This window comes from Bdellovibrio sp. SKB1291214 (genome assembly GCF_002209355.2).
GTDB lineage: Bacteria > Bdellovibrionota > Bdellovibrionia > Bdellovibrionales > Bdellovibrionaceae > Bdellovibrio.
In genome coordinates, this window is record NZ_CP106855.1 from 1,856,564 (window position 1) to 1,879,892 (window position 23,329).

Below are 23,329 nucleotides of genomic sequence, written 5' to 3' on the forward strand. Positions count from 1 at the left end.
AATAAACCGACGCGGGCGTGAAAATTTCGAAATACTAGCGAGGAGCGACTGAGAAGCGGGAACTCATCTCTTTCAGGTTTAGTTCGTCCAAAATCCAATTCAAGCGATCGGCCGCACGTTGGCGTGGACCTTCTTTTTTGGTCGCAATAATTAGTTCATTTTTCATGGAGTGTTCGAAACCTACAAGTTCAGTCACAGTTACTTGGTAACCGTGAGCTTCCAGACGTAAAGCGCGCAAAACATTGGTAAGGTGGCTGCCAAACTCACGCGTATGAATCGGGTGGCGCCAGATTTCTGTTAAAGGACTTGCTAGTTGCTTTGCTTTATTTTGACGAAGAACCTTTGCCATTTCGGCTTGGCAGCAAGGAACCAAAACAATGTGCTTTGCTTTTTTCTTTAGAGCAAAATCAATCGCATCATCCGTCGCGGTATCGCAAGCATGCAGAGCTGTCACTAAACCAATTTTTTCAGGAAGAAGTTTGGATTCAGTCGCCTCGACCACCAACAAAGGTAAGAACGACATATTCGGAAAGCCAAGTTTACCTTGAAGTTCAACGGACTTCTTCACCAACTCATCACGCGTTTCGATTCCATAAACATGCCCGTTTCCAGAGAAGCTCTTGAAGAAAAGATCGTAAATGATGAACCCTAAATAAGATTTGCCAGCGCCGTGATCAACCAAGCTTACATCGTCACCCGATGCTTGAAGGTCTTTCAGCAAAGGTTCGATGAAGTTATACAGGTGATAAACTTGCTTAAGCTTACGGCGGCTGTCTTGATTGATTTTTCCATCACGAGTCAGGATGTGAAGCTCTTTAAGGAGTTCGATCGACTGACCGTCACGCATTTCTTCTAGGGGCTTTTTCATGCCCCGTTTCTAGCTGATTTTGCCCTGAAAGTACATAAGGCTTTGGCCGGCCCCCACTCGTTGCAAAAATGCCAAGAATTCCCAGCTATTTTTGAGCAGGTGGCAGGTTCGGAGTGGCCGTTTTTCTGCCAACATCCAGCTTTAAAATCTCGTCAGGACGCTCGCTCATCAGGGCAGCCAGCCAGTGAAGCCAAGGGAAACCCGATTCTTCAAAGATGATTTTAATTGAAGCAGTAATGGGAATGCCCAATAGGATGCCCACAGGTCCCCAAAGCTCTCCCCAAACAATAATGGCAAGGGTCGATACGACAGCATTAAGATCGACCTTAGATCCTAAGATGTGTGGCGTGATAAAGTTCGCGATAATAAAGTGGATCAGGATACACAATCCAAAAAGCAGCAGAATTGTGGGGAGAGGTCCATTTTGCGAAGCTGTATCCAATACCGGAAGCAATCCAGCCAAGGCAGCTCCTAAGAATGGAACTAAGTTAAATACACTGGAAAGTGCCGCCATTGTTAACGGTGACTTGATTGAAAATATATAAAATAAAAGAGTAAACAGCGGAAAACTAAGTGCTGCCAAAAACAAATTACCCAAGAAAAAAGCTCGGTTGGCTATGATCAACTTCTGCCACATTCTTTGAGCGCGTGCAGGATCAGTAAACGCCATAGGAATGATGCGAGCGAAAGATGGACGAGACAGCATCAAAAACAGAGTCAAAATAGGAACTAAAACCGTATAGGTGAGGACGGTGACAGCACTGCCTAATCCGTGGATCAGAGTTGTTCCCATCTCACCACCTAAAATAGACCCTTCGATCACTTCGACCTTTTGAACTTTAGGTCCCACCGTTGGAGCACTTGGCGAAACGTCTTTGGTGATGCTGCTGAAAGTTTCTAGAAGGTGCTTAATGTTTTCATTGAGTGAGTTGTAAAACTGAATCAAGGCGCGTTTTGACTCTTGCAGCTCTGCCAAAATCCCGGCTGAAAAATATCCCAAGACGGATATAAGCAAAACAAAAGCGATAACCGAACTTAAGATAAGCAAGATAGCAGCTAAAGAAGGATGCACTTTGCGATTTTTTAGCCAATCAAACATCGGATCTAAAAGCGCGAATAATAAGACCGAAGAGATGATCCACAGAAAAACGCTGGGTGCCGCATGAACTAAAGTACCCAGTGATAATATTGCTAGGATCCAGATTGGAAGAATTAGATATTTGGTTGCGCTGTTTTCAGTCATGACCAATTCTTGGCCGTAACTGAAAAACTCACAAGCAATTTCGAAAAACGTGATGTGTAGAGTAAATTACAAATATCCTAGATGAACCAATAGCATATGGGTACCGATCGCAATCAAAGCAACTCCGCCACCGGCTTCAGCATATTTGCCGACTTTGACGCCAAGATAGTGGCCGGCCATCATGCCGATCGTCACCATCATGGTGGTCGCCGCGCCAATAGAAAGCGCCGCCGTCCAAATGTTTACATTCATGAAAGCCATCGATACGCCAACCGCTGCGGCATCGATGCTTGTGCCGACGGCTGTAAGGATCAGAATGCCAATTCGACCCAGTTTGGATGAAGATTTGATTTCGGATTCATCGGATTCTTCTTCATCGTCTTGTTGAAGGCTTTCATAAATCATTTTTCCACCGACGATGGCAAGAATCACAAAACAAACCCAGTGATCGATAGATTCAATAAAGCTGCTTGCAGTGGAACCGGCAAGCCATCCTAAAAGTGGTGTGATCGCTTCAACAGCACCGAACAGCAGGCCCACTTTCAAAGCTTCTTTGATGCTTGGGTGTTTCATGCTAACGCCCTTGCTGATGGAAACCGCAAACGCATCCGCAGACATACTGAACGACATAATGAGAATTGATAATGGAGTCATGAAGACACGCCTTTTTGCCAGATGACTAATACAAACGGACGGACCTCTGGCATGGGTTCATCAAGTTTGTATTGGTCTTGCCAAGCGTGTTTAGCGCCGATTCAGCCATATGCACAAGGCACAAGTATGTTGACTGAGTCCCTTTAGGTGGAGGCTACTCCCCAATAGATATTTTTAATGAAAGTATAGTGAGAGTGAAAATCTGTCAAGTCAGGCAGAAAGAATTCACGGGAACAGCATATCAAACTGGTACTTTCTTTGATAGAGTGGGTTTTTAAAGCTTAGCTTTTAAAGGATTACTCATGGAAGTTCCATTTTCTGCAGCCGCGGATCGCAACAAAGAACCAATTTTGGAAGTGCTTAAAAAAGTCCTTCGTCCCGAGGACAAGCGTCTTCTTGAGGTGGGTGCGGGAACCGGGCAGCACGCGGTTTTCCTGGCTCCTCATTTTCCTAAGATGGAATGGACTCCGACAGAGGTGAGTGAAAACCTGCCGATGCTTCGTGAGCATATCAAACAAGCGGCGATCCCCAATATCAAACTTCCATTCCGTATGAAAATTGGCGAAGACGATTTTCCGATTCGCACCTTCGACACTATTTTAACAATCAATACTTTCCACATCATGAGCTGGAAAGAATGTAAAACCTTTATCAAGTTGATTGCCGGCCGTTTAGAAGAGGGTGGCAAAGTGATGATCTATGGCCCTTTCAACTATAACGGTAAATTCACGACTGCCAGTAACGAAGAGTTTGATAAGACTTTGCGAGAGCAAAATCCTTCAAGTGGCCTTCGCAATTTCGAGGATGTCTTAGCTGCGATGTTTAAGAATGGTTTTGAGCTGTTAAAAGATTATGAAATGCCTTCGAATAATCGCATGTTAGTATTCCGAAGACTTAAATTCATTAGCAAACGATAGATCTCAGAAAGCAAACGATACGCTGGTAAAATGGATGTTCGTTTGCTATACTCAGTCAATAATGATTTCAGCATCTCATCTTTCTTATTTTAACTTTAAAGCTTTACCGCTCCAATTAGGGATGGTTTTGAAGTTTATTTCTTTGAACCGCAGGGATTACCTCTGTGGTGCTTTTGCTTTCGCTTTCTAGATTTCAACTCAATTTAAAAACTGAATATTAACAAAAGGAGTGCCCTATGCAGCAGCTTCCCTCATTAGTTATCTCGCAAGAGGACTATACAAAAATCTCTACCTTGCTATCAGTGTCTAAGGCGCCGATTGCAGAACAGCTTGAAGAAGAGCTTGATCGTGCAGAGTTGGTTCCCTCTGACGAACTTCCCCAAGATACCGTATCGATGAATTCCCAAGTGACGTTTGTGGATCTGGATACTGGCAAAGAACAGTCAGTTATTTTAGCTTACCCAAACGATGCTAATATCGAGCAGAACAAAGTTTCGATCCTGGCTCCAGTTGGTGCGGCCTTAATTGGTTTGCGTGTAGGACAAATGATTGATTGGCCTATTGCTGATGGTAAGGTCCGCAGAATCAAAGTGGTCTCGGTTTATAGAGGTGGATAAAAAAGAGGGAGTAATTCTCCCTCTTTTTCGTTAAGCTATTTCTTCGAACCCAAAGTTTGGAGAAGACATGATGAAGTACGTTTTGTCGTTTTTTGTTCTTGTTCTTGCAGCCTGCGCCCACACATCTAAAGTTTCTGACGAAACTAAATCCGTAAAGCTTCAACCAGATCAAAGTGGTTATTTGAAAGTTAACGGTACAGATATTTATTACGAAATGCATGGTACTGGCGAACCCTTGGTTCTTTTGCATGGAGGCGGGTCTGATATTCACGTCAGTTTTGGGAAGGGTATTGTTGCTTTGTCGAAACATTTTCGCGTCATTGCCTTTGATGAGCAGGGGCATGGAAAATCTCCAGTATCGGATCGACCTTTTGGTTTTGAAAACACGGCGAAAGATATCGCTGAAGCTTTAAAACAGCTTCACATTGAAAAAGCGAAGTTCATCGGATTTAGTAACGGCGCCACGACAGGAATGTACATTGGCATTCTTTATCCGGATCTGATGAGCAAAATGGTTTTAGGTTCAGGGCTGTACAGTCGTAAGGGTGCTCCACCGCAATTCTGGGAAATGATGAAGGGTGCGACCATCAATTCCATGCCTCAAGAATTGAAAGACGCTTATGTGAAGGTTTCACCTCGTCCCCAAGATCTGCAAAAGATGTTCGAATATGATTCAAATCGTATGCGCACCTTTAAAGACATCCCGGAAAAATCCATTCGCGCCGTTAAAGTTCCTGTCTTGATTATGCAAACGGATCAAGATGTCGCGACATTAGAACATGGAGTTTACGTGACTAGACTGCTTCCGCAAGGGCGGTTCGCAGTTTTGCCTGGACCTCACGATAATTTTATCGGGAGCGTATCGAAAGATTCTCCTGCCATGGCACAAGCAAGTTTAAATATCATGATCGATTTCTTAAAATAATTTAAAATGAATTTTAGTGGAGGTTTCGTGTCGCTTCAGGATCAAAATCACGTCAACGACATTGTAACAGTTAAGCAAGTATATGCGGGAATTAACCGCAATGAAACTGATGCGTTACTGAAATTCTTTGCTCCCGATATTGTTAGAGTAGAGCCTGAAGGCTTTCCTTCGTCTGGAATATATCGCGGGCTTGATCAGATGAAAGTGCACCTAGCACAAGGAAGAAGCACTTGGGCTGAAGGCAGTTGCGAACCTGAGCAAAAGTCGTCAATGATAAGGTCGTTGTTTTTGTTCATGTGCGAGTCAGACTGAAGGATAAGACTGAGTGGATCGATGCGCGATTGGGTGACGTTTTTCAATTTAAAAATGGAAAAATCACGGAAATGCGATCTTTCCTGAATAGCGAAGATGCAATGAGATGGGCTGAAGAAAATAATTTTTTGAGGAGATTTTGTCATGTCTAAAATGTACGTAAGTGTATGGTCCGATGATAAAGCCACCGAGATGGCAAAGTTTTATAAATCAGTTTTTAAAGACGCTAAAATTGGCAAGTCCGCTTATTGGGGAAGTAACCCCATGGGAGTTAAAGAGGGTTCTGTTCTGACGACTCACATTACTTTAATGGGTCAAAAGATCATGCTGTTAAATGGTTTCACGAAAATGCCATTTAATGAATCTATCTCCTTCGTTGTTCCATGTAAAACTCAGCGCGAAATCGACTACTACTGGAAAAAACTTTCTAGCGGCGGTGGTAAAGAAGTAGAGTGCGGCTGGGTTGTTGATAAATATGGGGTGCGCTGGCAGGTGACTCCCGCTGAATTCGATAAGTGGAATACCAGTAAAAACAAAAAGAAAAAAGAAGCCGTCATGCATGCAATGTGGAAGATGAAAAAGCTTGATATTAAAAAGCTAAGAGACGCTTACGAAAAATCTTAAATAAGGTTTTGGTATGGAAGACGCATCAGCCATTTTTAGAAAAAAAAGTGTTAACTTATTGCGAGCAGCAATGGCTGCTCGTGAAACGGAAGCCGTTGGCGCTATTCGTGCTATTATGACAGCGGTGGATAATGCAGGAGCAGTTCCCAAAGAGGAGATCGCAGATTTAGATCCCACGGTATCAGAAGTTCCACGTAAACCGGTGACCATCGAAATGATCGAGGAAATTATTAAATCCGAAATGATCATGCGGCGACATGCTAAATCCGAATATGAACGCTTGGGAAATCTTGGTGAAGCAGAGAAAATCCGCCTTAGCCTTATCACTCTCGAAGACCTTTTAAAGTTTCTAGTTTAGTTGCTCTTTTGCTAAGGTGGCCGTATCCTTGAAATATGTCAGACATATTTTATGTGGTTCTTCTTATTCTTGGGGCCTTGCTGATTTACTTTCGTCCGTTAGCGCGCGCGACGAATGTGTCTATCTACTGGGAAATAGCCGTCGGCTCCCTGGCCATTGTGGCATTTTCAATCCACATGCTTAATACCTATGTTGTTCAAAAAGAAATTGAAGAGGGGCTTTCAAAACAGCCCTGCGGCAGTTCTAGTCCTCAAGGAGTTTGCTATAACTTAGATCGTACGGTCTGCGAGTCCGCATGGAATAGTGTTGATCAAGGATGTAAGGATGAGGCCGCTCCCGTTTTGAAAGAGCGACCTGGTGCTTTGATTGGTCCGATTGTAAATCGTTGTAAAGCACGCCGAATGGATAAGGTCCTACGTTATAATAGAATCAAGGCCGACACAGCTTTGTGCCGTGCTTACTTTGACTATATCGATAATCCGAATTAGCTATTTCGTTATATTCTTTAAGCACAGAGGAAATTCGAGCTAAACCGTTCTTAAATAGACTCAAGAATTTCATCTGTGCCTCCTAACGAAGTCCGCCAGAGCCTTGGATGCGTTCGCCTGTGACCCAAGCAGAATCATCAGAGGCCAAGAACAAAGCAATTTTTGCGATGTCTTGTGGTTGGCCGATACGTCCCAGTGGGGTTTGTGCGACGATGTTTTTCTCCATATCACTGCCGATCATACCAAGAGTTCTAGAGCCTTCCGTCTCAACACCGCCCGGAGCGATATTATTGACGCGAATTTTTCTGCCAGCCAATTCTCTGGCTAAGCCAATCGTCATAGTGTCGACCGCACCCTTTGTTGCAGCATAAATTGCAGTTCCTGGCATCGGGCTTGTGCTAACAACAGAACTGACATTAATGATGCTTCCGCCGTCTTTGGTGAAGTGCTTAATGGCTTCGCGAGTGGAAAGTAGGATTCCCAAAACATTCGTATTGAATTGACGGTGGAATTCTTCTTCAGTGACCTCTTCGATGGTTGTAAATTTATAAATGCCAGCGTTATTCACTAAGATGTCCAGTTTCCCAAAGGCCTTCTTGGTTTCGTCAAAAATTCTTTTGACGTCGTCAGCATTGGCAACGCTACCTTGTACGGCGATAGCTTTGCCATCATTGGCGACGATTTCTTTAACGACTCTTTCGGCGTCTTCTTTACTTGAGGAATAGTTAACAACCACTGCCGCACCATTTGCAGCGTATTCTTTAGCGATAGCCGCACCAATTCCTTTAGAGGCTCCTGTAACGACTGCCACTTTCCCGTTTAGCTTTTTCACTTCGATCTCCATTGATTATCCGGTTGCCCGGGGTTTCGTATTATTCGACACTTAGATAAATATCGAAATGAAAATTTCTTTGTCAATGTGACACTTAGATAATTGTCTAAGTATTAAAAAACTTGAATAATTACAATTAGATAGAAGGGTGGGTCGCCTGAATTTATGCAGGTATGGACATATGTCGCATCCATTTAGGTCTACAAATCGGAGACCGAGGATTTCAAAATCAGATTTTTGAGAGCTTATCTAGATAGGCGTGCAAAACATCGCGCTGAACTGAAAGGCGCATGAATTTACCTTCGCGTGTGATTGTAACTAAACCGGCGGTCTCTAGTTCTTTAATATGATGAGACAGAGTCGCGGCACTGATGTCATGCTCTTCTTGAAGAGCACTGCAGGCCATTGCTTTATCATTTTTGCAGGAACCGATTTGCTTCAAAATAAGATAACGACGAGGCTCTGCTAAAGCCTTCCCGATCTGTTCAAACTGTTTATCTGTTAATCGCACCGATTTCGTCGTCATGAACTAGATCATACAATAAATCGCAAAATCTGTCCAGCCAGTGCTTTCCCGAGGATTAGTCGTGTAAACCCAAGCCCTTCAAAATTTTAGGAACGCATTTTTCGACTCGCGCAATTCGTGTGGCTTCTTGTTTTGCAGAAGCGATATGCATTGTATAAAGTCTTTGGCGTCCTGGTGTGAGTTTTTCAAAAGCGATTTTAAGTTTTTTATTCTTGTTTAAAGCAGCTTGAAGTTCTTCCGGCATTGTTAACTTTTTAGGTGCAGATTTGACAACTTTTGCTCCCGAGTCATTTACCTTGATAGCTTGTTTGATCAAGGCCTTCATATCAGCTCGTACCTTTTTAACATCACTTAAAGAATGAAACTCCAGTCTTTTCACAATCTGAGAGTTGTCGCCAGGAGATTTCAGAATTTTTTTAGGGTCTTTTAAAAGCACACCATTGAAAAACATCAAAGCACACATGTTTTTGAAAGTCTGAATCATGATCAGGTTCTTGCCATTTCGAGTGTAACAAGGAAATCGCCATTTGAAATCTTCTTGAAGATCGCATTCAAGGCAAACCTCTCTCATCAATTTAGCTTCGTTGGGCCAAACTTTTTCAGATTTTATAAACGCGTCGACTTTGCTTTTAGTTTTAGGCATGTTTTACCCGTCAAATTTAAATTGTTTTAAGCTCTAATACATCTTTCCGGCATTTATCTGTCCTGACAATCGGATACCGTAAACCAAGCTTCTACAAGAGCAAAACTGGATGTCTTTCGCGGGGTGGAGGTAAATTAATAGTAGGCAGTAGGGTTTGGCATTGCGGTTAGCATAAAGGCTTTTGCCAAATCGATTTTTAGTTGCGCCAGTTTTTCATTTGCATCTTTTTGATCGTACGCGCGTAAGATTGCGGATGGATGCCATGAAATAACGATACTTTCGGCTAAGGAATTATTAGTAATTACTTTATCACGGACTTCGTTGATTTTTACCAATTTTCCTAGAATAGAAGTCGCGGCCGTCGCACCCAAAGCAATAATTACTTTTGGCTTAATAGCAGCGATCTCGGCTTCAAGCCAAGGCTTACAGGCGTGCATATCAGAGCCACTTGGCTTTTTATGAATACGGGCTTTGCCATCCTCGGACGGGGACCATTTGAAATGTTTTACGGCATTCGTAATGTAGACCGAGTCTCTCGGAATTCCCAATTCGATTAAAGCTTCTGACAGAATTTTTCCAGCGGGTCCGATAAAGGCATGACCGATTAAATCTTCTTCGTTGCCGGGTTGCTCCCCGACAATCATCAGTTTTGCTTTAGGATTTCCCTCGCCAAAAACTGTTTGGGTGGCGTACTCTGCCCAAGGACAGATTTTACACTTCTTTGCTAAGTCCTTAATTCCATTTAACGATAAATTTGCGGGAACATCTGCGCGTACTTTCGGAGCTTGTGCCATTTTCTGTAAGCGTTCCGGGGCTTCGCGAATCAACTCGTGAATTAAAGCAGTCTCGGGCATACTTGACCAGTATTTCGGTGACATCTCTTGCTTCATCATCTTGATATTGAGGCGAGCCGGATTAAAGATCGACTTATAATAAGTTTTCCACACCTCATCGAACTCATCCTGATGATTGAACTCGTGCTCGGGCATTCCCTCTGCAAATGTCAGCTCTTTCAAATTCCAATGAGCGGAGGCATCTGGGGAAAAGATGGACCATGGTTTATCACCAAAGCGTCGGACAAAAAATGGAGTTCCTAGTTCCATGATCAGATGCTCAGTCTTGTGCCAAGCTATGTAGCCCTCTTGTCCATCAATTTCGATTTTCTTAAATCGCACAAAGGCGTGCATTTTATGAATATCTTTACGGACAGATTTAACTAAATCCATTGCTTTCTTTACATCGCTATCTGTGATGATGTTCAGTAAATGACTTGTTTCGTGATTCAGTCGATAGACTAAGCGATAAAGCAAATCCCACCGGTCCGGCTCGCGAGCCGCCGCAATCAAAGGACCAATTTCTAAAAACTCTTTAGGAATGACAGGCTTTTCTAAGGGTTTTCGTTCAAGAACAGAAAATAAAAATTGAGGACTGTCATTCCAAACAGCTTCGGCAGGAGACACGCCATCAATCAATTGCTTGCGAGCTTTCTCTCGCCACTGATTCCAGTTCATAGGTCACCGGAAACCGCAGAAAGCTTTACGTCAAAAAGTGATAGCTGTTTGTCCTCAGGTTTAATGCGCTCTTTAAGATCATTAGCATCAACTAAGTAAACGTCAGGATTATGATCTTGGGTGATGATGAAATATTTTGCGCGCTTCAAAGGAATGCGAAGTTTGCCGATATCAAGCAAAGTAATTCGGCGGAAAGGACGCATCTGTAAAATACGTTCAACGTTCTTTACACCGAATCCCGGGACTCGCAAAAGCTCCTCTCGACTGGCTGTATTTACATTCACCGGAAAAGCATGGCGATTGCGAAGAGCCCAAGCAGTCTTTGGATCAATGTCCAACGGTAAGTTTGGAGCATCAGTGCTTGTTAGTTCTTTGGCATCGAACTTATAAAAGCGCACCAGCCAGTCTGCTTGATACAATCGGTTTTCCCGCACTAGGGAAGGTTCGCCTCGCGGTAAAAAAGCATCTGCATGAGGAATCGGACTATAAGCCGAGTAATAAACTCTACGTAGAGAATACTTTTTATAGAGATCTTGGGATTGATGCAGAATCACAGAGTCGGTGCTTTCAGTCGCACCCACGATCATTTGGGTTGTTTGACCTGCGGGAGCAAAGCGGGGAGCCTTGAAAAACTTTTTTTGATCTTCCTTCGCCTCCTCGACCCGAGTGGCGATTTGATCCATGGAAGTGGTCGCTTCCTTAATTGTTTTTGCGGGAGCCAATGCATTTAAATCTTCTTGGACAGGCATTTCGATATTTGCACTGACACGATCTGCCCACAGGCCGGCTTTGAGAATCAACTCTTGCGATGACCCTGCGACAACTTTTAAGTGAATATAACCTTGAAATTTGTGTTCAATACGCAGGGACTTAGCGACTTGAATCAGCAGCTCCATGGTTTCATCGGAACTGTTGATAATGCCGGAACTTAAAAACAGTCCTTCAATATAATTTCTGCGATAAAACTCTAACGTGAGTTGAACGATTTCTTCAGGCGTGAAGCGTGCGCGTTTTACATCGCTGGAAACGCGATTTACACAATACTTGCAATCAAAGATGCAAAAATTGGTCATCAGAATTTTAAGAAGGCTGATGCAACGACCATCCGGTGCGTAGCTGTGGCAAATTCCCATGCCCTCCACATTCCCCATCCCGCCGTTTTCACGTTTACGTTGTGAACCGCTTGAGGAGCAAGAGGCATCGTATTTCGCAGCGTCTGCGAGGATAGCGAGTTTTGACTTGAGAACATCCCATTTGATTGTCATTAACTTACATATAATTTACATATATATGTAAGTCAATGTACCTCGGCGGGAATTACTGAAAAACGAGACTTACTTAAAAATCGGTTACCAAATCAAACCAATATTAGCGTACCAGGTTTTTAGCGTGTTTTTGTTTTCCTCTGTGTCTTGATAAATATCGCGGTAGGCAACTCCATAAGTCAGGGTGCGCTTAGTAAATTCGTTGGAGAATTTCAAGCCCGCGTAATAGCCACCACCTGATTTCAAATCAAGTCCATCATGATTTGTCGCCATACTGATCACGCCATCCGTGATCAATGCCATTTTAAATTTTCCTGTATTTACAAAATTCCATCTAGCGCCCAACTGAATTTGCGGGATGAAGATTGATTTGACTTCCGCACCCCCAACAGTCGGTTCAACAAACGGAGTTTGCTCATAGTTCACTAGGGCAGCCAAAGTTGTGACCGGAGTCATTTCGTATTCAACACCTAAAGTGTATTTCGCAAGCCATTGAGCTTCGCCTTCGATCTCTCCGACATTTTCGTCAGGATGGATATCCATTTTTTCAACGGCGGCACCAATCAGAAACTCTGTTTTTTCAGATAAGTGATAAGCGACCTCAAGCTCGACACCGTAATCGATATCAGAATGTAATGTGATATCAGAAGATCCATCGTTCGCTTTTTCTTGCAAAGAAAATTTAGAAGCAGCCAGTGATGTCTTAAAGCTCCAATTGCTATGACCGTGAGTTTTTTCTTCTTTAGGTTTTGGCTGTTCAACTGGAACTTGATATGCGGGTTCCGGTTCGGCCGCAGGTGCTTCTGTTTTAGCCGCATGCGGATCCACAGAGGTCGGCGTTGGGAGGGAAGCCTCCTCCGCAGGTTTCGGTGTGCTTACCGCTGCAGTTGCGGCAGCGGCATTCACGGCAGCTGCCGCAACTGGTGTAGAAGCTTCTTCGTGAGCCGGCTCTTCCTTAGCCATTTCTTTTTCTTGATGTTTTTCTGAAGCGGCTTGGATGCCTGCAACAGTTTCCATGCGGTTTAGTTTCGTATAGTTCTTAATTAGAATAGCATCAGCTTCTTCTGCGGAAATCGTTGGAGATTTTTTGATTACCAACTGCTGACCTTGTTGCAAAGTATAGGGTTCTTTTAAAGAGTTCCAGTCAGCAATGGCTTTCCACTGTTTTTCATTTCCATAAAGATCACGGCTAACCATGTATAGATGAGGAGCACGGCCGGTCACTGTATAAGTCGTTTTACCATCAATAGTGCTGATTTCACGATTGTAGCTTGAAGGAGTTTTTCCACTCACAGTTTTCTTAACCGGCTTGGCAGGAGCTTCGTCATGAGTTGCTTTATGTTCAACTTGTGCCGTCTTTTGTGGCTTTGCTGCGTTTTCTTGCTTTAGCTGAACTTTGAAGTCTTCAGCATGTGCTTGAGCAAAAGCAGCGGTGTTAAAACAAGAAACAACAAGAGCTAACGAACTGATGTAAATAGTGTTTTTCATGAATTCTATTCTTACGAATTATCCGCAGAAAGTGGAGAACGTTGTGCGAGGGCCTGGGCTGAAGTACTGAGTTCTAACAAACAACAGCGTATTTAATTTTTTGTAAGTCAACAGAGCATTCAGAACAATGCTTTCCCAACAATGCGACAAAGATATCGTATTAGCTCAACAAGAAATCATATTGGAATTTTTGAACTTATCTATCAGGAGCACAGCTATGTCTGAACCACGAAGTGAGAGTGAAAATCCCGCTATAAAAGCCCCCGAAGCGAAGACAGGTCGTAGACCTCATAATAATCGTGACTGGTGGCCGAACCAATTAGATCTGTCTGTTCTGCACCAGCATTCGCCACATTCGAACCCGATGGAAGGCACCTATAAATACTCTGAAGAGTTTAAAAAATTGGATGTTGAGGCTTTAAAGCGCGACATCTTTGATATCATGACAAAATCACAGGATTGGTGGCCTGCGGATTATGGTCATTACGGTCCTCTTTTTATTCGCATGAGTTGGCATGCGGCCGGTACTTATCGTGTAGAGGATGGTCGAGGCGGTGGGGGTGATGGAGCTCAAAGATTTGCTCCACTTAACAGTTGGCCGGACAACGCCAACTTAGATAAAGCTCGCAGGTTGTTGTGGCCCATCAAACAAAAATATGGTCGAAAAGTTTCGTGGGCAGATCTGTTGGTTTTTGCTGGCAACTGCGCCTTAGAATCCATGGGTTTTAAAACTTTTGGATTTGGCTTTGGCCGAGAAGATGTGTGGGAACCCGTCGAGGTTTTCTGGGGACCTGAAGACACATGGCTTGGTGATGAACGCTATAGTGGGGATCGTAATTTGGCTAACCCCTTAGGGGCCGTTCAGATGGGTTTGATCTATGTGAATCCTGAAGGACCCAACGGAAAACCTGATCCAAAAGCTGCGTCTAAAGATATCCGCGAAACTTTTGCGCGTATGGCAATGAATGACGAAGAAACTGTTGCGTTGATTGCTGGGGGACATACTTTCGGAAAAACCCACGGCGCCGGAGATCCTAAAAAAGTTGGACCAGAACCCGAGGGCTGCCCCATGCATGGACAAGGACTAGGGTGGAAAAACTCTTTTAAAACTGGCAAAGGGGGAGATGCGATCACCAGTGGTCTTGAGGGTGCATGGACGAGTACTCCCACGAAATGGTCCAACGGATTTTTCGAAAACCTTCATAAATTTGAATGGGAACTATCTAAAAGCCCCGCCGGTGCCCATCAATGGAAGCCGGTGAATAAAGAGGCGCAGAATACCGTCCCTGATGCCCATGATCCAACCAAGAAGCACGCGCCAACAATGCTGACGACCGATATAGCATTGAAGGCAGATCCTGAATACGCCAAGATTTCAAAACGTTTCCACGAAAACCATCAAGAGTTTGCAGACGCCTTTGCAAAGGCTTGGTACAAACTCCTACATCGTGACATGGGGCCCGCCTCAAGATTCTGGGGACCGTGGGTGCCAGAACAACAGCTATGGCAAGATCCCATTCCTAAAGCTGATTATAAAATGATCGATGATCAAGACATCAAATCTCTGAAAGAAACATTACTTGCGTCTGGGATTGGTAATTCAAGACTTATTTCGACTGCATGGTCTGCGGCTGCTTCTTTCCGAGGAACAGATCGTCGCGGGGGAGCAAACGGTGGGCGCCTTCGCTTGGCTCCACAAAAAGATTGGGAAGTAAACGAACCTAAAGAGCTTTCCAAAACTTTGCAGACATTGGAAAAAATAAAAAATGAATTTGATAAATCAGGCTCAGGAAAAAAAGTTTCCATGGCAGATTTAATTGTACTTGGCGGTTGTGCAGCGATCGAGGATGCAGCAAAGAAAGCAGGTCATAACATCACTGTTCCATTTAATCCGGGTCGCACGGATTCTTCGCAGGAGCAAACGGATGCTCACGCTTTTGCCGTACTTGAACCTAAAGCTGATGGGTTCAGAAACTACATGGGTAAACGCGCTACGCTAACACCTGAAACTCATATGTTGGATCGCGCGAATTTACTAAAGCTTACTGCGCCAGAGATGACAGTCTTGATGGGTGGCCTTCGGGTTTTAGATATTAATCATGAAAATTCCAAACATGGTGTGTTCACCGACAGAGTAGGCATGCTCACAAACGATTTCTTTACGAATCTTTTGGACATGAGTACCGAGTGGGATGAGCCGAAAAAGGGAATTTATGAAGGGAAGGATCGCAGGACCGGAAAAGTGAAATGGACTGCGACAAATGTGGATCTGGTGTTTGGTTACCATTCCCAGCTGCGTGCTATTGCCGAAGTTTATGCGTCCGATGATGCTAAAGAAAAGTTTGTTAAAGACTTTGTAGCAGCATGGAACAAGGTGATGAATCTTGACCGCTATGATCTAAAGCATTAGTTCAAAGATGTGGGGGATGTACGTCCCCCCGCAAAAATTTTTGAAAAGAGTCTTTTCGTGGCGCAATTTAAAAAAAATCAAAAAGTACAATGGAACTATCTTGGTAGAGCCGTGCATGGAACTGTCGAAGACGTATTTCATGAGTCCGTAACGAAAACTATTAAAGGTAAAAAAATCACTCGCCATGGGTCTGAAGAAAAGCCCGCATATCTAGTAAAATCGGAAGCCGGTAACATCGCTTTGAAATTGGAATCTGAACTGGTAAAGCAGGCGAAATCGAGCACAAAATCACCGCGTATGTTTAGCGAAAAATAATTCGCATTGTTTCCAAATTCCTAGATGGAGTCGGCCCTATCATAGCTGAAATCTACGTTTGAAGAAAAATTCAAATGGCCCCTAACGCGTAAACTATTTAGACAATTGGAAATCGCGGTTCCCTAACTCTGTAAAATGTCAGTTCTTTCTTGAATCAAAACCGGTGGAATCTGTCGTTTATTCACACTTTTTGATGAGTGCAGTTTAATAGAACCCCTCTTGAAACAAAGTCTTAGCTTCATATAATATGACCAGCACCTAAAGGAGCTACGATGAAAACGGCCTCTCTGCTAATCACAGTATTAATGCTATTCGCAGCTCCGACAGTGATGGCTAAATCCTGGAATTTTGATTGTGGTAATAGGCAACTTGATATCACGCCTAACAACCAAACTTATCCTTTGCAGGCCGATTATAAAAATGCAAGCGCAACAATGAAGCTTGTCGGCGATAAAGACTTCGAACGCGATAACGAAGGATTCTTAGTAGATATCTTTCGCTTGATTGATCCTACAAACTATAACTTTCAAGTTATTCTGCAATACACTGAAACCATCGGCACAAAAGTTTGGGCCCAACAAATAGACGCCCAAACAAACCAATCCGAAGACTTTCAGTGCACGCTTAAATCTTTTAAAAAATAATAGCTACATGCCTACTTAACGTCAGTTCTTTTAGAACCGCACAAAGGGCGCAATGATTCGCGCTCTTCTTTGGTTAGAACATAAGGTTCCTTTGTTGGAATACCTTCTGAATCAAAGAACGGAGATGGCGAGCCCGCTCCGGTAAATTTGGCAGTAAGAATAAATTTTAGAACTCTGAACATAAAGCCTGGAGATACAGTTTTTCTTGAATCAGCAGGCAATGTTCCTTTGCCGAACTGCGCTTGCATGTGCTCCGTAATGGGACCGAATTCTTCTTGAACTTTTTGCGATGAATTCTTTTTGGTGAAAATACGTTCTGCCATCCCGATGTAAGGCATTTTCGCGGACGTCATACCATTTCCGATGGGAGTTTTGCAGCAGTCTGCATACCAACGGTACATTCCGCTTTTATAAAGTCGAAGATTCTTCATCTGCTCCCAGCCGTCCGTGAATTTCAAGTGAGAAGGCATAACGGGAATGATGTCCGTTCCTCCATTGGCATCCAAGGTATCAGCGCGTTTAAGATAGTGAGCATAGGCTTGGCAATCATCACACAGGCAAACGGCTCTGAACCCTTTAAGTCTTTTAGATTCAACAGTACCCTTTACTTTTCCACAGTCACATTCAAATGCCATTAGCATATTCCCACCTCGATTAAGAAATGATCACGCAATGCCGAGATAAATGGAATTAAATTTTTAAATTCAAGACAGAGAGTCGGAAAAGAAAAATCCCCGCTTTAGGCGGGGATTTAAAGGAACTAGTTATTTTTAGAGTAGTTGTCTTTGACAACATTTTCAGTGGCTTCTTTTCCTATTGGAGAAAAACCGTTGTCGCCTTTACCTTTTTTCGAAGGATCAACTGCGATATCCCAGAAATTGATACCTTGGAACCATGGCCATTGTGGTTGCCAGAAAGATTCAAACACGGCTTGGAATGCAGCTGCTTGATCTTGAATGTTTACAGTTCCCGAGCCCGCATATGCAAAGGGATCAATGAAACCTTTTTCCACAGAGCGGAAACCAATTTCTTTAATGATAGCTTTCTTGTGGTGATCCAAAGTCATTTCGATCTGTGTAAGACCTGTATCCAATTGAGTTGCATAAGAGTCCGAGCGAAGTTTCAAAGTACTTACAAGGTCACCGTAGTTGCCTGGCAATGCTTGGCCGTTTGAGGCTAATGAACGATAGATATCCAAACCAACCGCATCAAGTTCTTTCCAGAAAGTGGAAAGGTCTTGCCAGATTTTTTGTTCTTCTGGATTTGGACGATCCGCAAGATCAACCAAACGGTAGCGCCATCTTTCGAATTCACCACCAGACGCTGTCAACGGACCGTTGTTAACGCTGTCGTCAGTGAAGTTTACGTCGTACATCAAACGCGCGTTAGGTAGTTTGGCGCGAACATAACGAAGAAGTTCCAACCAGCGACCTGGGAAGCCGTATGGATACTCTTTCCATTGGTCCTCAATACCGACAGTCATAGAGTAAAGCTCTGCACCGATCGTGAACTCGTCGACTTTAGCAAGCTTTGCCGTTGTTAGGTAAACATCTAAGTAAACGCGGAATGATTCAAACCAACGATTTGGATCTTTAGGTTGGATATTTCCATGCCACCAAGTTTTGTAAGTGCCATCAGTTTGTTTTTCAACGTAAGGAAATTCGCCATTTGGACCTACCACGAAAAAGATAGGGCGGATACCCACGGTCATTCCTTGAGACTGAATGTACTTAATAAGCTTAGCCATGCGCATAGCTTCTTTAGAACGCTCAGCCGGAGCCGTTACGGGAATGATTTCTGAAGAGTAAGGGCCCCTCATTGTTGCGCGAAGATTCAAGATGATGTGGTTTGATCCAAGGCGTTTTGCCTCGTCCACTGCTTGCTGAGCCAAAGTTTTCGGCTGGCCCGCGGCTGCAGCATCATAAAGGAAACCTTCAGATTCCGTCAGGTTGAAACCTGCAACGTATTTGCCAGCAGCAATTGAATTTGCTGCGAACATCAATACGAATGCGAAAATTAAATTAAAAATTTTCATGTTCTATCCTATTTGCTGACGCGTTTAAGTTTAGACATTGTTTTAGCTTGGCCTTGGCCGCCCACTACGATGTAAGCATCCAAACCATAAGCCGTTACGTTTGCACGGATTTGAACCCATGAAGAACCGATGTTACGACCGGAAGTCATAATGATAACGCCATCAGTGCCTTTGCTGCCGATATTAAGATCAACAGTCAAAACTTTTGAATCGATGCGACCTAAAGTGTAGCCGTTGAATGCGGTAACGATAACGCGACCCCAGAATATGAAAGTAATTGATCGCAAAATCAAAGGCGGTAAGGGCCATAAAATCGCGCCGGTCAAAGAGGAACAAGTGGAAACAACTGATAACGTTGTGGATTTGATGCCGCTATTGCAAAAAAGTTTGGCGGCTCGAAAAACCGCCGCCAAAAAGAAAACTGCTTCGAAATCGCGAACTAAGTCAGCCTAGATAGGTTCTGCTCCCATCTCAGGAAGTATCACCCCGCTGACGTAGCTAGAGTCTGCTTCTGACGCCAGAAATACATACGCAGGGGCAATTTCCTCGGGTTGCGCGGCGCGACCAATGGGTTGTTGCTCACCGAATTTTTTAATTTTCTTGGTCTGAGTTCCTTCGTCAGAAGGATTTAGTGGAGTCCAAACGGGCCCCGGTGCAACCGCGTTGACCCGGATTCCCTTTTTAACCAACATCTGTGCAAGCGACTTCGTAAAGGTATTGATTGCTCCCTTGGTCGACGAGTAATCCAACAGCTGCTCTGGAGCACGTGTGGAAGTTTCGGAGCTTGTCGCGATGATGCAAGATCCTGGCTTCATGTGGGGGACCGCTGCTTTCGCCAAATGGAAGTAAGCGTAAACATTGGTTTTGAAAGTTCGATCAAACTCTGCCGTCGTAATTTCGGAAATGTCGTCTTTACGCATTTGGTGAGCGGCATTGCTAACTAAGATATCGATGCCACCCAGTTTTTTGACGGTTTCTGCGACAGCTTTTTTACAGAATGCTTCCTTCGTCAAATCACCTGATAACAGGACACAAGTGCCTCCCATTTCTTGGATATCACTTTGGGTTTGTTCCGCATCGACTCGTTCCTCGGGAAGGTAGGTGATGAGCACAGAAGCGCCTTCACGTGCATACAGTAAGGCCACGGCACGACCAATACCTGAATCCCCACCTGTTATCAACGCGCGTTTGCCGATTAATTTGCCAGCGGCTTTGTATTGAGGAGCGTGATACTTGGGCTTAATGTTCATCTTTTTTTCAAGCCCTGGGGACTTTTGCTTATGTTCTTTAAAGGGTGGATGCGGTTTTCTTTTGCTGTGAATACTCGTCATGATGGACTCCTTTGTTAGAAAATAAATGGAAGGCTAACTTGAGCAAAGGATTTGCGATGAAGTTGACAAGGTCCATTTTCTCGCAAAGCTTTGATATGCGAAGCCGTGGCATAGCCTGCATTATGTTCCCAGCCATAGGCTGGATATTGTTCTGCCAAGACTGCCATCAATTCATCGCGCGTGACTTTGGAAATGATTGAAGCGGCAGAAATGGGGGGATAGTGCAGGTCTCCTTTCACGACAGTTGTTTGTAAATATTCTTTCGGCAAAGTGGGTATTCGAATACGGCCATCCACTAGAACATGCCCCTTGCTCAATTGCAGGCCCATGATGGCACGTTTCATAGCCAGTGTTGAAGCATAGACGATATTTAACATAGCAATTTCTTCGACGGTGGCTAAACCTATGGCGACACGATGCTCAGCACAGATTTCCTTAAACACTTCAATTCTCTGCTTACGGGATAGAAGCTTTGAATCCCTTAGAAATTCGGGAAGTCGTTCGTGTTTTAGAACGACCGCAGCAGCAAAGACCGGTCCGGCAAGGCTGCCACGACCGACCTCATCAACTCCAATCACCGGTTTGGGACGAAATTTATGCCACTCTTTCATGCATGTGCTTGTGCACGAGTCGAACTTTTTTTCGTCGTGGTTTTTTCTAAAAGCGGAATACGCTGTTTGAGTTTTCCATAACCTTGCCACGGATCACTGCGGCGCCGTTGCAGATGCGCCAATGCTTTTTTCAAATCATAGAAATTTCCACTAGGAATTTTTTTAAGATCATTCCAGGTAATTGGCATGGCAACTGCGCTGACTTCACGCGCACGAAGCGAGTAAGGAGCCACAGCTGTTGCGCCTTGGGAGTTTCTTAAGTAATCGACAAAGATTCGGCCTTCACGAATTTTCTTAGACATCTTAGAAACATAAAGATCAGGGTCTTGCTGCTCCATCTGCAATGCTAAAGCATGAGTGAAACTGTTGATCTGATCAAAAGTATACTGCGGCGAGATCGGTACATGCACATGAACGCCTTTTCCGCCGCTCAGTTTCACAAAGCTTTTTAAACTTAATCCCTCCAGCAGTTTTCTAAGTGTGAATGCGGAATCCACGACAGCTTTCCAGCTGACACCCGGACCTGGATCGAAATCCATAACGAATTGGTCAGGTACATCAGTTTGGGGATGACGAGAGTTGGAGCAATGGATTTCAAATGCATTCATTTGAACCAAAGCAGCAAGCCCCGCATCGTCATGAATGCTCATGTAAGTTCCATAACCGCCATGTTCCTTCAATTTTACCGGTGTCATCGATTCGGGAATTTTCGCCTGATGCTTTTGGAAAAAACATTGTTTCCCGGTTCCGTTGGGACAGCGAACCAGAGAAAGGGGACGGTCCGTGACAAGAGGTATGATGTGTTTAGCAATTTTAGAATAGAAAGTTGCAACGTCTTTCTTGGTGATTTTCTCTTTAGGAAAAAGGATTTTCTCAGGACTGGAAATGCTCCAATCCTCTTTCGATGAAGGTAACATAGCTGGAGTTTCCTTTTTTATTTGTTTTGTTGGTTTGTCTTCGCGCAATCCATGAAATACCGGCACCCTCAGAATTTCTTCGTGAGTCCAGTTGGCAAAGGTGATCTCGGCACTGTATTTGGGTTTTAACCAATGGATGTCTTTTCCACGGGGCGACTTTAGGTCGAAAGGTGACGTCTTGATTTCCAATGGCTTTAAAGTTTTAAAGACGTCTCTTAATGATTGCTGAGTGAAGCCTGTTCCCACCTTGCCCACATATTGAAGTTTGTCATTTTTGTAGATTCCTAAAAGCAATGCCCCAAAGTGATCCCGGCTGCCCTTGCTGTCCGTGTATCCAGCGATGACAAACTCCTGTTGGGAGCTGCATTTAATTTTCAACCAGTTAGAATTTCTTTCGGAGCGATAGGGACTTTCCCTTTTTTTAGAGATAATACCTTCGAGTCCATGTTTTTTTGCCAAGGCAAGCAGGCTTTTGCCGGTGCCTTCGAATTCACCGCTATAACGAATTTGCGGAACTGATTTTTTGATCAGCTTTTGAAGTTCGTCTTTCCTTTGCTCTAAAGTCAGTGATCTTAGATCTTTACCGGCAATCGCTAATAAATCGAACGCATAAAAGAACATGTTTCGGGTGTTATTAGCTTTTAAGGCATTTTGTAAAAGTTGAAAGTCGCTCCGTCCTTGCTCATCCAGAATAACGATTTCCCCATCTAGTACTGCACCCTCTAAGTTCAGCTTGGTAAGCCCTTGCGCGATACTGGGAAATTTGTCAGTCCAATTCTGTCCGGAACGAGTGTAAAGAGCGACATCTTCTCCGTAAACATGCGCTTGAACACGGTAGCCGTCGAACTTTAACTCATGAAGCCACTCGGGTCCTTCCGGTGGTTCGTCGACTAACAGTGCTAGCTCGGGCGTGATGAAGGGAAGGCGTTGGATCTTTTTTGATTTTGTCGGGATTTTTTTTTTAACCGCCGTGGATTTTGCAGCCGCTTTCGGGCGAGTTGATTTTTTCGGTGCGACCAGTTCAATATCCGGGACAGCTTCAGCGTAAGCGTCATCTTTTTTCATCAGCAGCCATTGATTTTGACGGCCTTGACCGCGAGTGCGAACCAGATGAAAGACGCCCTTTAGTTTTTTTCCCTTGAGGTTAAAGACCAGATGCCCTTTTTTAAAACCTCTGCCAGCGTCTTCCAGAGGTTCCCAAGTGCCCTTGTCCCAAATGTAAACTTCGCCGCCGCCATATTGATCTTCGGGGATTGTGCCATGGAAACTGCCATAGGAAAGGGGATGATCTTCTGTTTCCACCGCAAGACGCTTGGTGTGCGGATCCATACTTGGGCCTTTTGGCACAGCCCAACTTTTAAGGACACCCTCCCATTCTAAACGGAAGTCCCAATGAAGATGGCTGGCGTGATGCTCTTGTACGACAAAAGAAAGAGCTCCCTTTTTTGATTTCTTCTGAATTCCTTTGGGTTCTTTCGTGATAGAAAAGTCCCGCATCTTGTTATACTTGGTTAAAGGCATCACGGCCTCCTAGGTGTTAATACATTGATGGTGTTTGACGGCTGCGTGGTGATTCTACGGAATCATCATAGGGAATATCTGCGGATGTTTCTTGATCCCAACTTCGTTGATGTGTTTTATTTGTTTCCTTGGATGTTTTTGCAGGGGATTTTTGCGTGGATCGACTTTTTTTATTCGTTTTTTGAGCCATGATTCTTCCTCCTTTGAAGTTTCTATTTTCCTTCTGTTTGATGTCCTCGTAAACGTCCTATGTCATTGATCAATAAAGCGGCCT

The 23,329-nt window shown here is 44.0% G+C and carries 27 protein-coding genes and 1 riboswitch; of the genes, 11 read left to right on the plus strand and 16 right to left on the minus strand.

What is annotated here, in order from left to right; genetic code table 11:
* Positions 1-34: 34 nt before the first annotated feature.
* From B9G69_RS09225 to B9G69_RS09235, 3 genes are all read right to left on the minus strand, one after another.
* Positions 35-868: a class I SAM-dependent methyltransferase gene (locus B9G69_RS09225; RefSeq protein WP_265437701.1), complete on the minus strand. Its 834-nt coding sequence runs from the start codon at positions 866-868 to the stop codon at positions 35-37.
* An 85-nt stretch (positions 869-953) separates the two neighbouring features.
* Positions 954-2,111 (minus strand): AI-2E family transporter, encoded by a 1,158-nt coding sequence (locus tag B9G69_RS09230; RefSeq protein ID WP_088615828.1) that lies wholly within the window; start codon positions 2,109-2,111, stop codon positions 954-956.
* A gap of 66 nt (positions 2,112-2,177) precedes the next feature.
* Entirely contained in the window at positions 2,178-2,765 is a 588-nt protein-coding gene (locus B9G69_RS09235) for a manganese efflux pump MntP family protein (protein WP_088615827.1), read from the minus strand.
* A gap of 21 nt (positions 2,766-2,786) precedes the next feature.
* A riboswitch (yybP-ykoY riboswitch) is annotated at positions 2,787-2,941 on the minus strand.
* Positions 2,942-3,067: 126 nt separating this feature from the next.
* Here B9G69_RS09235 and B9G69_RS09240 point away from each other — a divergent pair.
* The 7 genes from B9G69_RS09240 to B9G69_RS09270 all read left to right on the plus strand — a co-directional run bounded on the left by B9G69_RS09240 (position 3,068) and on the right by B9G69_RS09270 (position 7,006).
* Positions 3,068-3,682, plus strand: coding sequence for a DUF938 domain-containing protein (locus tag B9G69_RS09240; RefSeq protein ID WP_088615826.1), 615 nt, complete (start codon positions 3,068-3,070; stop codon positions 3,680-3,682).
* 236 nt (positions 3,683-3,918) lie between these two features.
* Positions 3,919-4,299, plus strand: a complete 381-nt coding sequence (gene rnk, locus B9G69_RS09245) for a nucleoside diphosphate kinase regulator (RefSeq protein ID WP_088615825.1) — start codon at positions 3,919-3,921, stop codon at positions 4,297-4,299.
* A gap of 67 nt (positions 4,300-4,366) precedes the next feature.
* A complete protein-coding gene (locus tag B9G69_RS09250; protein WP_088615824.1) occupies positions 4,367-5,224 on the plus strand; it encodes an alpha/beta fold hydrolase in 858 nt (285 codons plus the stop codon).
* A gap of 6 nt (positions 5,225-5,230) precedes the next feature.
* On the plus strand, positions 5,231-5,536 hold the full coding sequence (locus B9G69_RS09255) for a nuclear transport factor 2 family protein (protein WP_217897703.1): 306 nt from the start codon (positions 5,231-5,233) through the stop codon (positions 5,534-5,536).
* Positions 5,537-5,680: 144 nt separating this feature from the next.
* On the plus strand, positions 5,681-6,160 hold the full coding sequence (locus B9G69_RS09260; RefSeq protein WP_088615822.1) for a VOC family protein: 480 nt from the start codon (positions 5,681-5,683) through the stop codon (positions 6,158-6,160).
* A 70-nt stretch (positions 6,161-6,230) separates the two neighbouring features.
* The gene (locus tag B9G69_RS09265; protein ID WP_265437702.1) at positions 6,231-6,518 is read left to right on the plus strand and encodes a hypothetical protein; all 288 of its coding nucleotides are present in this window, start codon (positions 6,231-6,233) and stop codon (positions 6,516-6,518) included.
* 35 nt (positions 6,519-6,553) lie between these two features.
* Positions 6,554-7,006, plus strand: a complete 453-nt coding sequence (locus tag B9G69_RS09270; RefSeq protein ID WP_088615820.1) for a hypothetical protein — start codon at positions 6,554-6,556, stop codon at positions 7,004-7,006.
* Positions 7,007-7,088: 82 nt separating this feature from the next.
* Here the strand turns inward: B9G69_RS09270 and B9G69_RS09275 are convergent, their stop codons facing one another.
* The 6 genes from B9G69_RS09275 to B9G69_RS09300 form a co-directional block, all read right to left on the minus strand.
* A complete protein-coding gene (locus tag B9G69_RS09275) occupies positions 7,089-7,838 on the minus strand; it encodes an SDR family NAD(P)-dependent oxidoreductase (protein WP_088617204.1) in 750 nt (249 codons plus the stop codon).
* Positions 7,839-8,067: 229 nt separating this feature from the next.
* Complete coding sequence (locus tag B9G69_RS09280) at positions 8,068-8,364, minus strand: ArsR/SmtB family transcription factor (RefSeq protein WP_088615819.1); 297 nt, start codon at positions 8,362-8,364, stop codon at positions 8,068-8,070.
* 55 nt (positions 8,365-8,419) lie between these two features.
* On the minus strand, positions 8,420-9,007 hold the full coding sequence (locus tag B9G69_RS09285; RefSeq protein ID WP_088615818.1) for a YdeI/OmpD-associated family protein: 588 nt from the start codon (positions 9,005-9,007) through the stop codon (positions 8,420-8,422).
* Between the two features lie 134 nt (positions 9,008-9,141).
* Positions 9,142-10,518 carry a UdgX family uracil-DNA binding protein gene (locus B9G69_RS09290; RefSeq protein WP_088615817.1) on the minus strand — a complete coding sequence of 459 codons (1,377 nt, stop codon included), beginning with the start codon at positions 10,516-10,518 and terminating at the stop codon, positions 9,142-9,144.
* Positions 10,515-11,783, minus strand: a complete 1,269-nt coding sequence (locus B9G69_RS09295; protein WP_088615816.1) for a putative DNA modification/repair radical SAM protein — start codon at positions 11,781-11,783, stop codon at positions 10,515-10,517. The genes B9G69_RS09290 and B9G69_RS09295 overlap by 4 nt, the downstream gene beginning before the upstream one ends.
* Positions 11,784-11,867: 84 nt before the next feature.
* Positions 11,868-13,271, minus strand: coding sequence for a hypothetical protein (locus B9G69_RS09300; RefSeq protein WP_088615815.1), 1,404 nt, complete (start codon positions 13,269-13,271; stop codon positions 11,868-11,870).
* A gap of 217 nt (positions 13,272-13,488) precedes the next feature.
* Here B9G69_RS09300 and katG point away from each other — a divergent pair, with 217 nt between their 5' ends.
* From katG to B9G69_RS09315, 3 genes are all read left to right on the plus strand, one after another.
* On the plus strand, positions 13,489-15,681 hold the full coding sequence (gene katG, locus B9G69_RS09305) for a catalase/peroxidase HPI (RefSeq protein ID WP_088615814.1): 2,193 nt from the start codon (positions 13,489-13,491) through the stop codon (positions 15,679-15,681).
* 57 nt (positions 15,682-15,738) lie between these two features.
* Positions 15,739-15,996, plus strand: a complete 258-nt coding sequence (locus B9G69_RS09310; RefSeq protein WP_088615813.1) for a DUF2945 domain-containing protein — start codon at positions 15,739-15,741, stop codon at positions 15,994-15,996.
* A gap of 272 nt (positions 15,997-16,268) precedes the next feature.
* Positions 16,269-16,640, plus strand: coding sequence for a hypothetical protein (locus B9G69_RS09315; RefSeq protein WP_088615812.1), 372 nt, complete (start codon positions 16,269-16,271; stop codon positions 16,638-16,640).
* 11 nt (positions 16,641-16,651) lie between these two features.
* Here B9G69_RS09315 and B9G69_RS09320 read toward each other — a convergent pair whose 3' ends face one another.
* The 3 genes from B9G69_RS09320 to B9G69_RS09330 form a co-directional block, all read right to left on the minus strand.
* Positions 16,652-17,281 carry a DUF6151 family protein gene (locus tag B9G69_RS09320; RefSeq protein WP_088615811.1) on the minus strand — a complete coding sequence of 210 codons (630 nt, stop codon included), beginning with the start codon at positions 17,279-17,281 and terminating at the stop codon, positions 16,652-16,654.
* Positions 17,282-17,400: 119 nt separating this feature from the next.
* Positions 17,401-18,675: a glycoside hydrolase family 113 gene (locus tag B9G69_RS09325; protein ID WP_088615810.1), complete on the minus strand. Its 1,275-nt coding sequence runs from the start codon at positions 18,673-18,675 to the stop codon at positions 17,401-17,403.
* Positions 18,676-18,683: 8 nt separating this feature from the next.
* Complete coding sequence (locus B9G69_RS09330; protein ID WP_265437703.1) at positions 18,684-18,962, minus strand: hypothetical protein; 279 nt, start codon at positions 18,960-18,962, stop codon at positions 18,684-18,686.
* On the opposite strand from B9G69_RS09330, the gene B9G69_RS09335 reads away from it, so the two are divergent.
* The gene (locus B9G69_RS09335) at positions 18,943-19,128 is read left to right on the plus strand and encodes a hypothetical protein (protein ID WP_265437704.1); all 186 of its coding nucleotides are present in this window, start codon (positions 18,943-18,945) and stop codon (positions 19,126-19,128) included. The two genes, B9G69_RS09330 and B9G69_RS09335, sit on opposite strands and share 20 nt — an antisense overlap.
* Here B9G69_RS09335 and B9G69_RS09340 read toward each other — a convergent pair.
* The 4 genes from B9G69_RS09340 to B9G69_RS09355 are packed head-to-tail and all read right to left on the minus strand — an operon-like array spanning position 19,125 to position 23,245.
* Positions 19,125-20,006, minus strand: coding sequence for an SDR family oxidoreductase (locus B9G69_RS09340; RefSeq protein ID WP_265437705.1), 882 nt, complete (start codon positions 20,004-20,006; stop codon positions 19,125-19,127). The two genes, B9G69_RS09335 and B9G69_RS09340, sit on opposite strands and share 4 nt — an antisense overlap.
* 14 nt (positions 20,007-20,020) lie before the next feature.
* Entirely contained in the window at positions 20,021-20,617 is a 597-nt protein-coding gene (locus tag B9G69_RS09345; protein ID WP_088615237.1) for a ribonuclease HII, read from the minus strand.
* On the minus strand, positions 20,614-23,055 hold the full coding sequence (gene ligD / locus B9G69_RS09350) for a DNA ligase D (RefSeq protein WP_265437706.1): 2,442 nt from the start codon (positions 23,053-23,055) through the stop codon (positions 20,614-20,616). Before ligD ends, B9G69_RS09345 begins: the two co-directional genes overlap by 4 nt.
* Positions 23,056-23,071: 16 nt before the next feature.
* Entirely contained in the window at positions 23,072-23,245 is a 174-nt protein-coding gene (locus tag B9G69_RS09355) for a hypothetical protein (RefSeq protein ID WP_176400948.1), read from the minus strand.
* Positions 23,246-23,329: the final 84 nt, after the last annotated feature.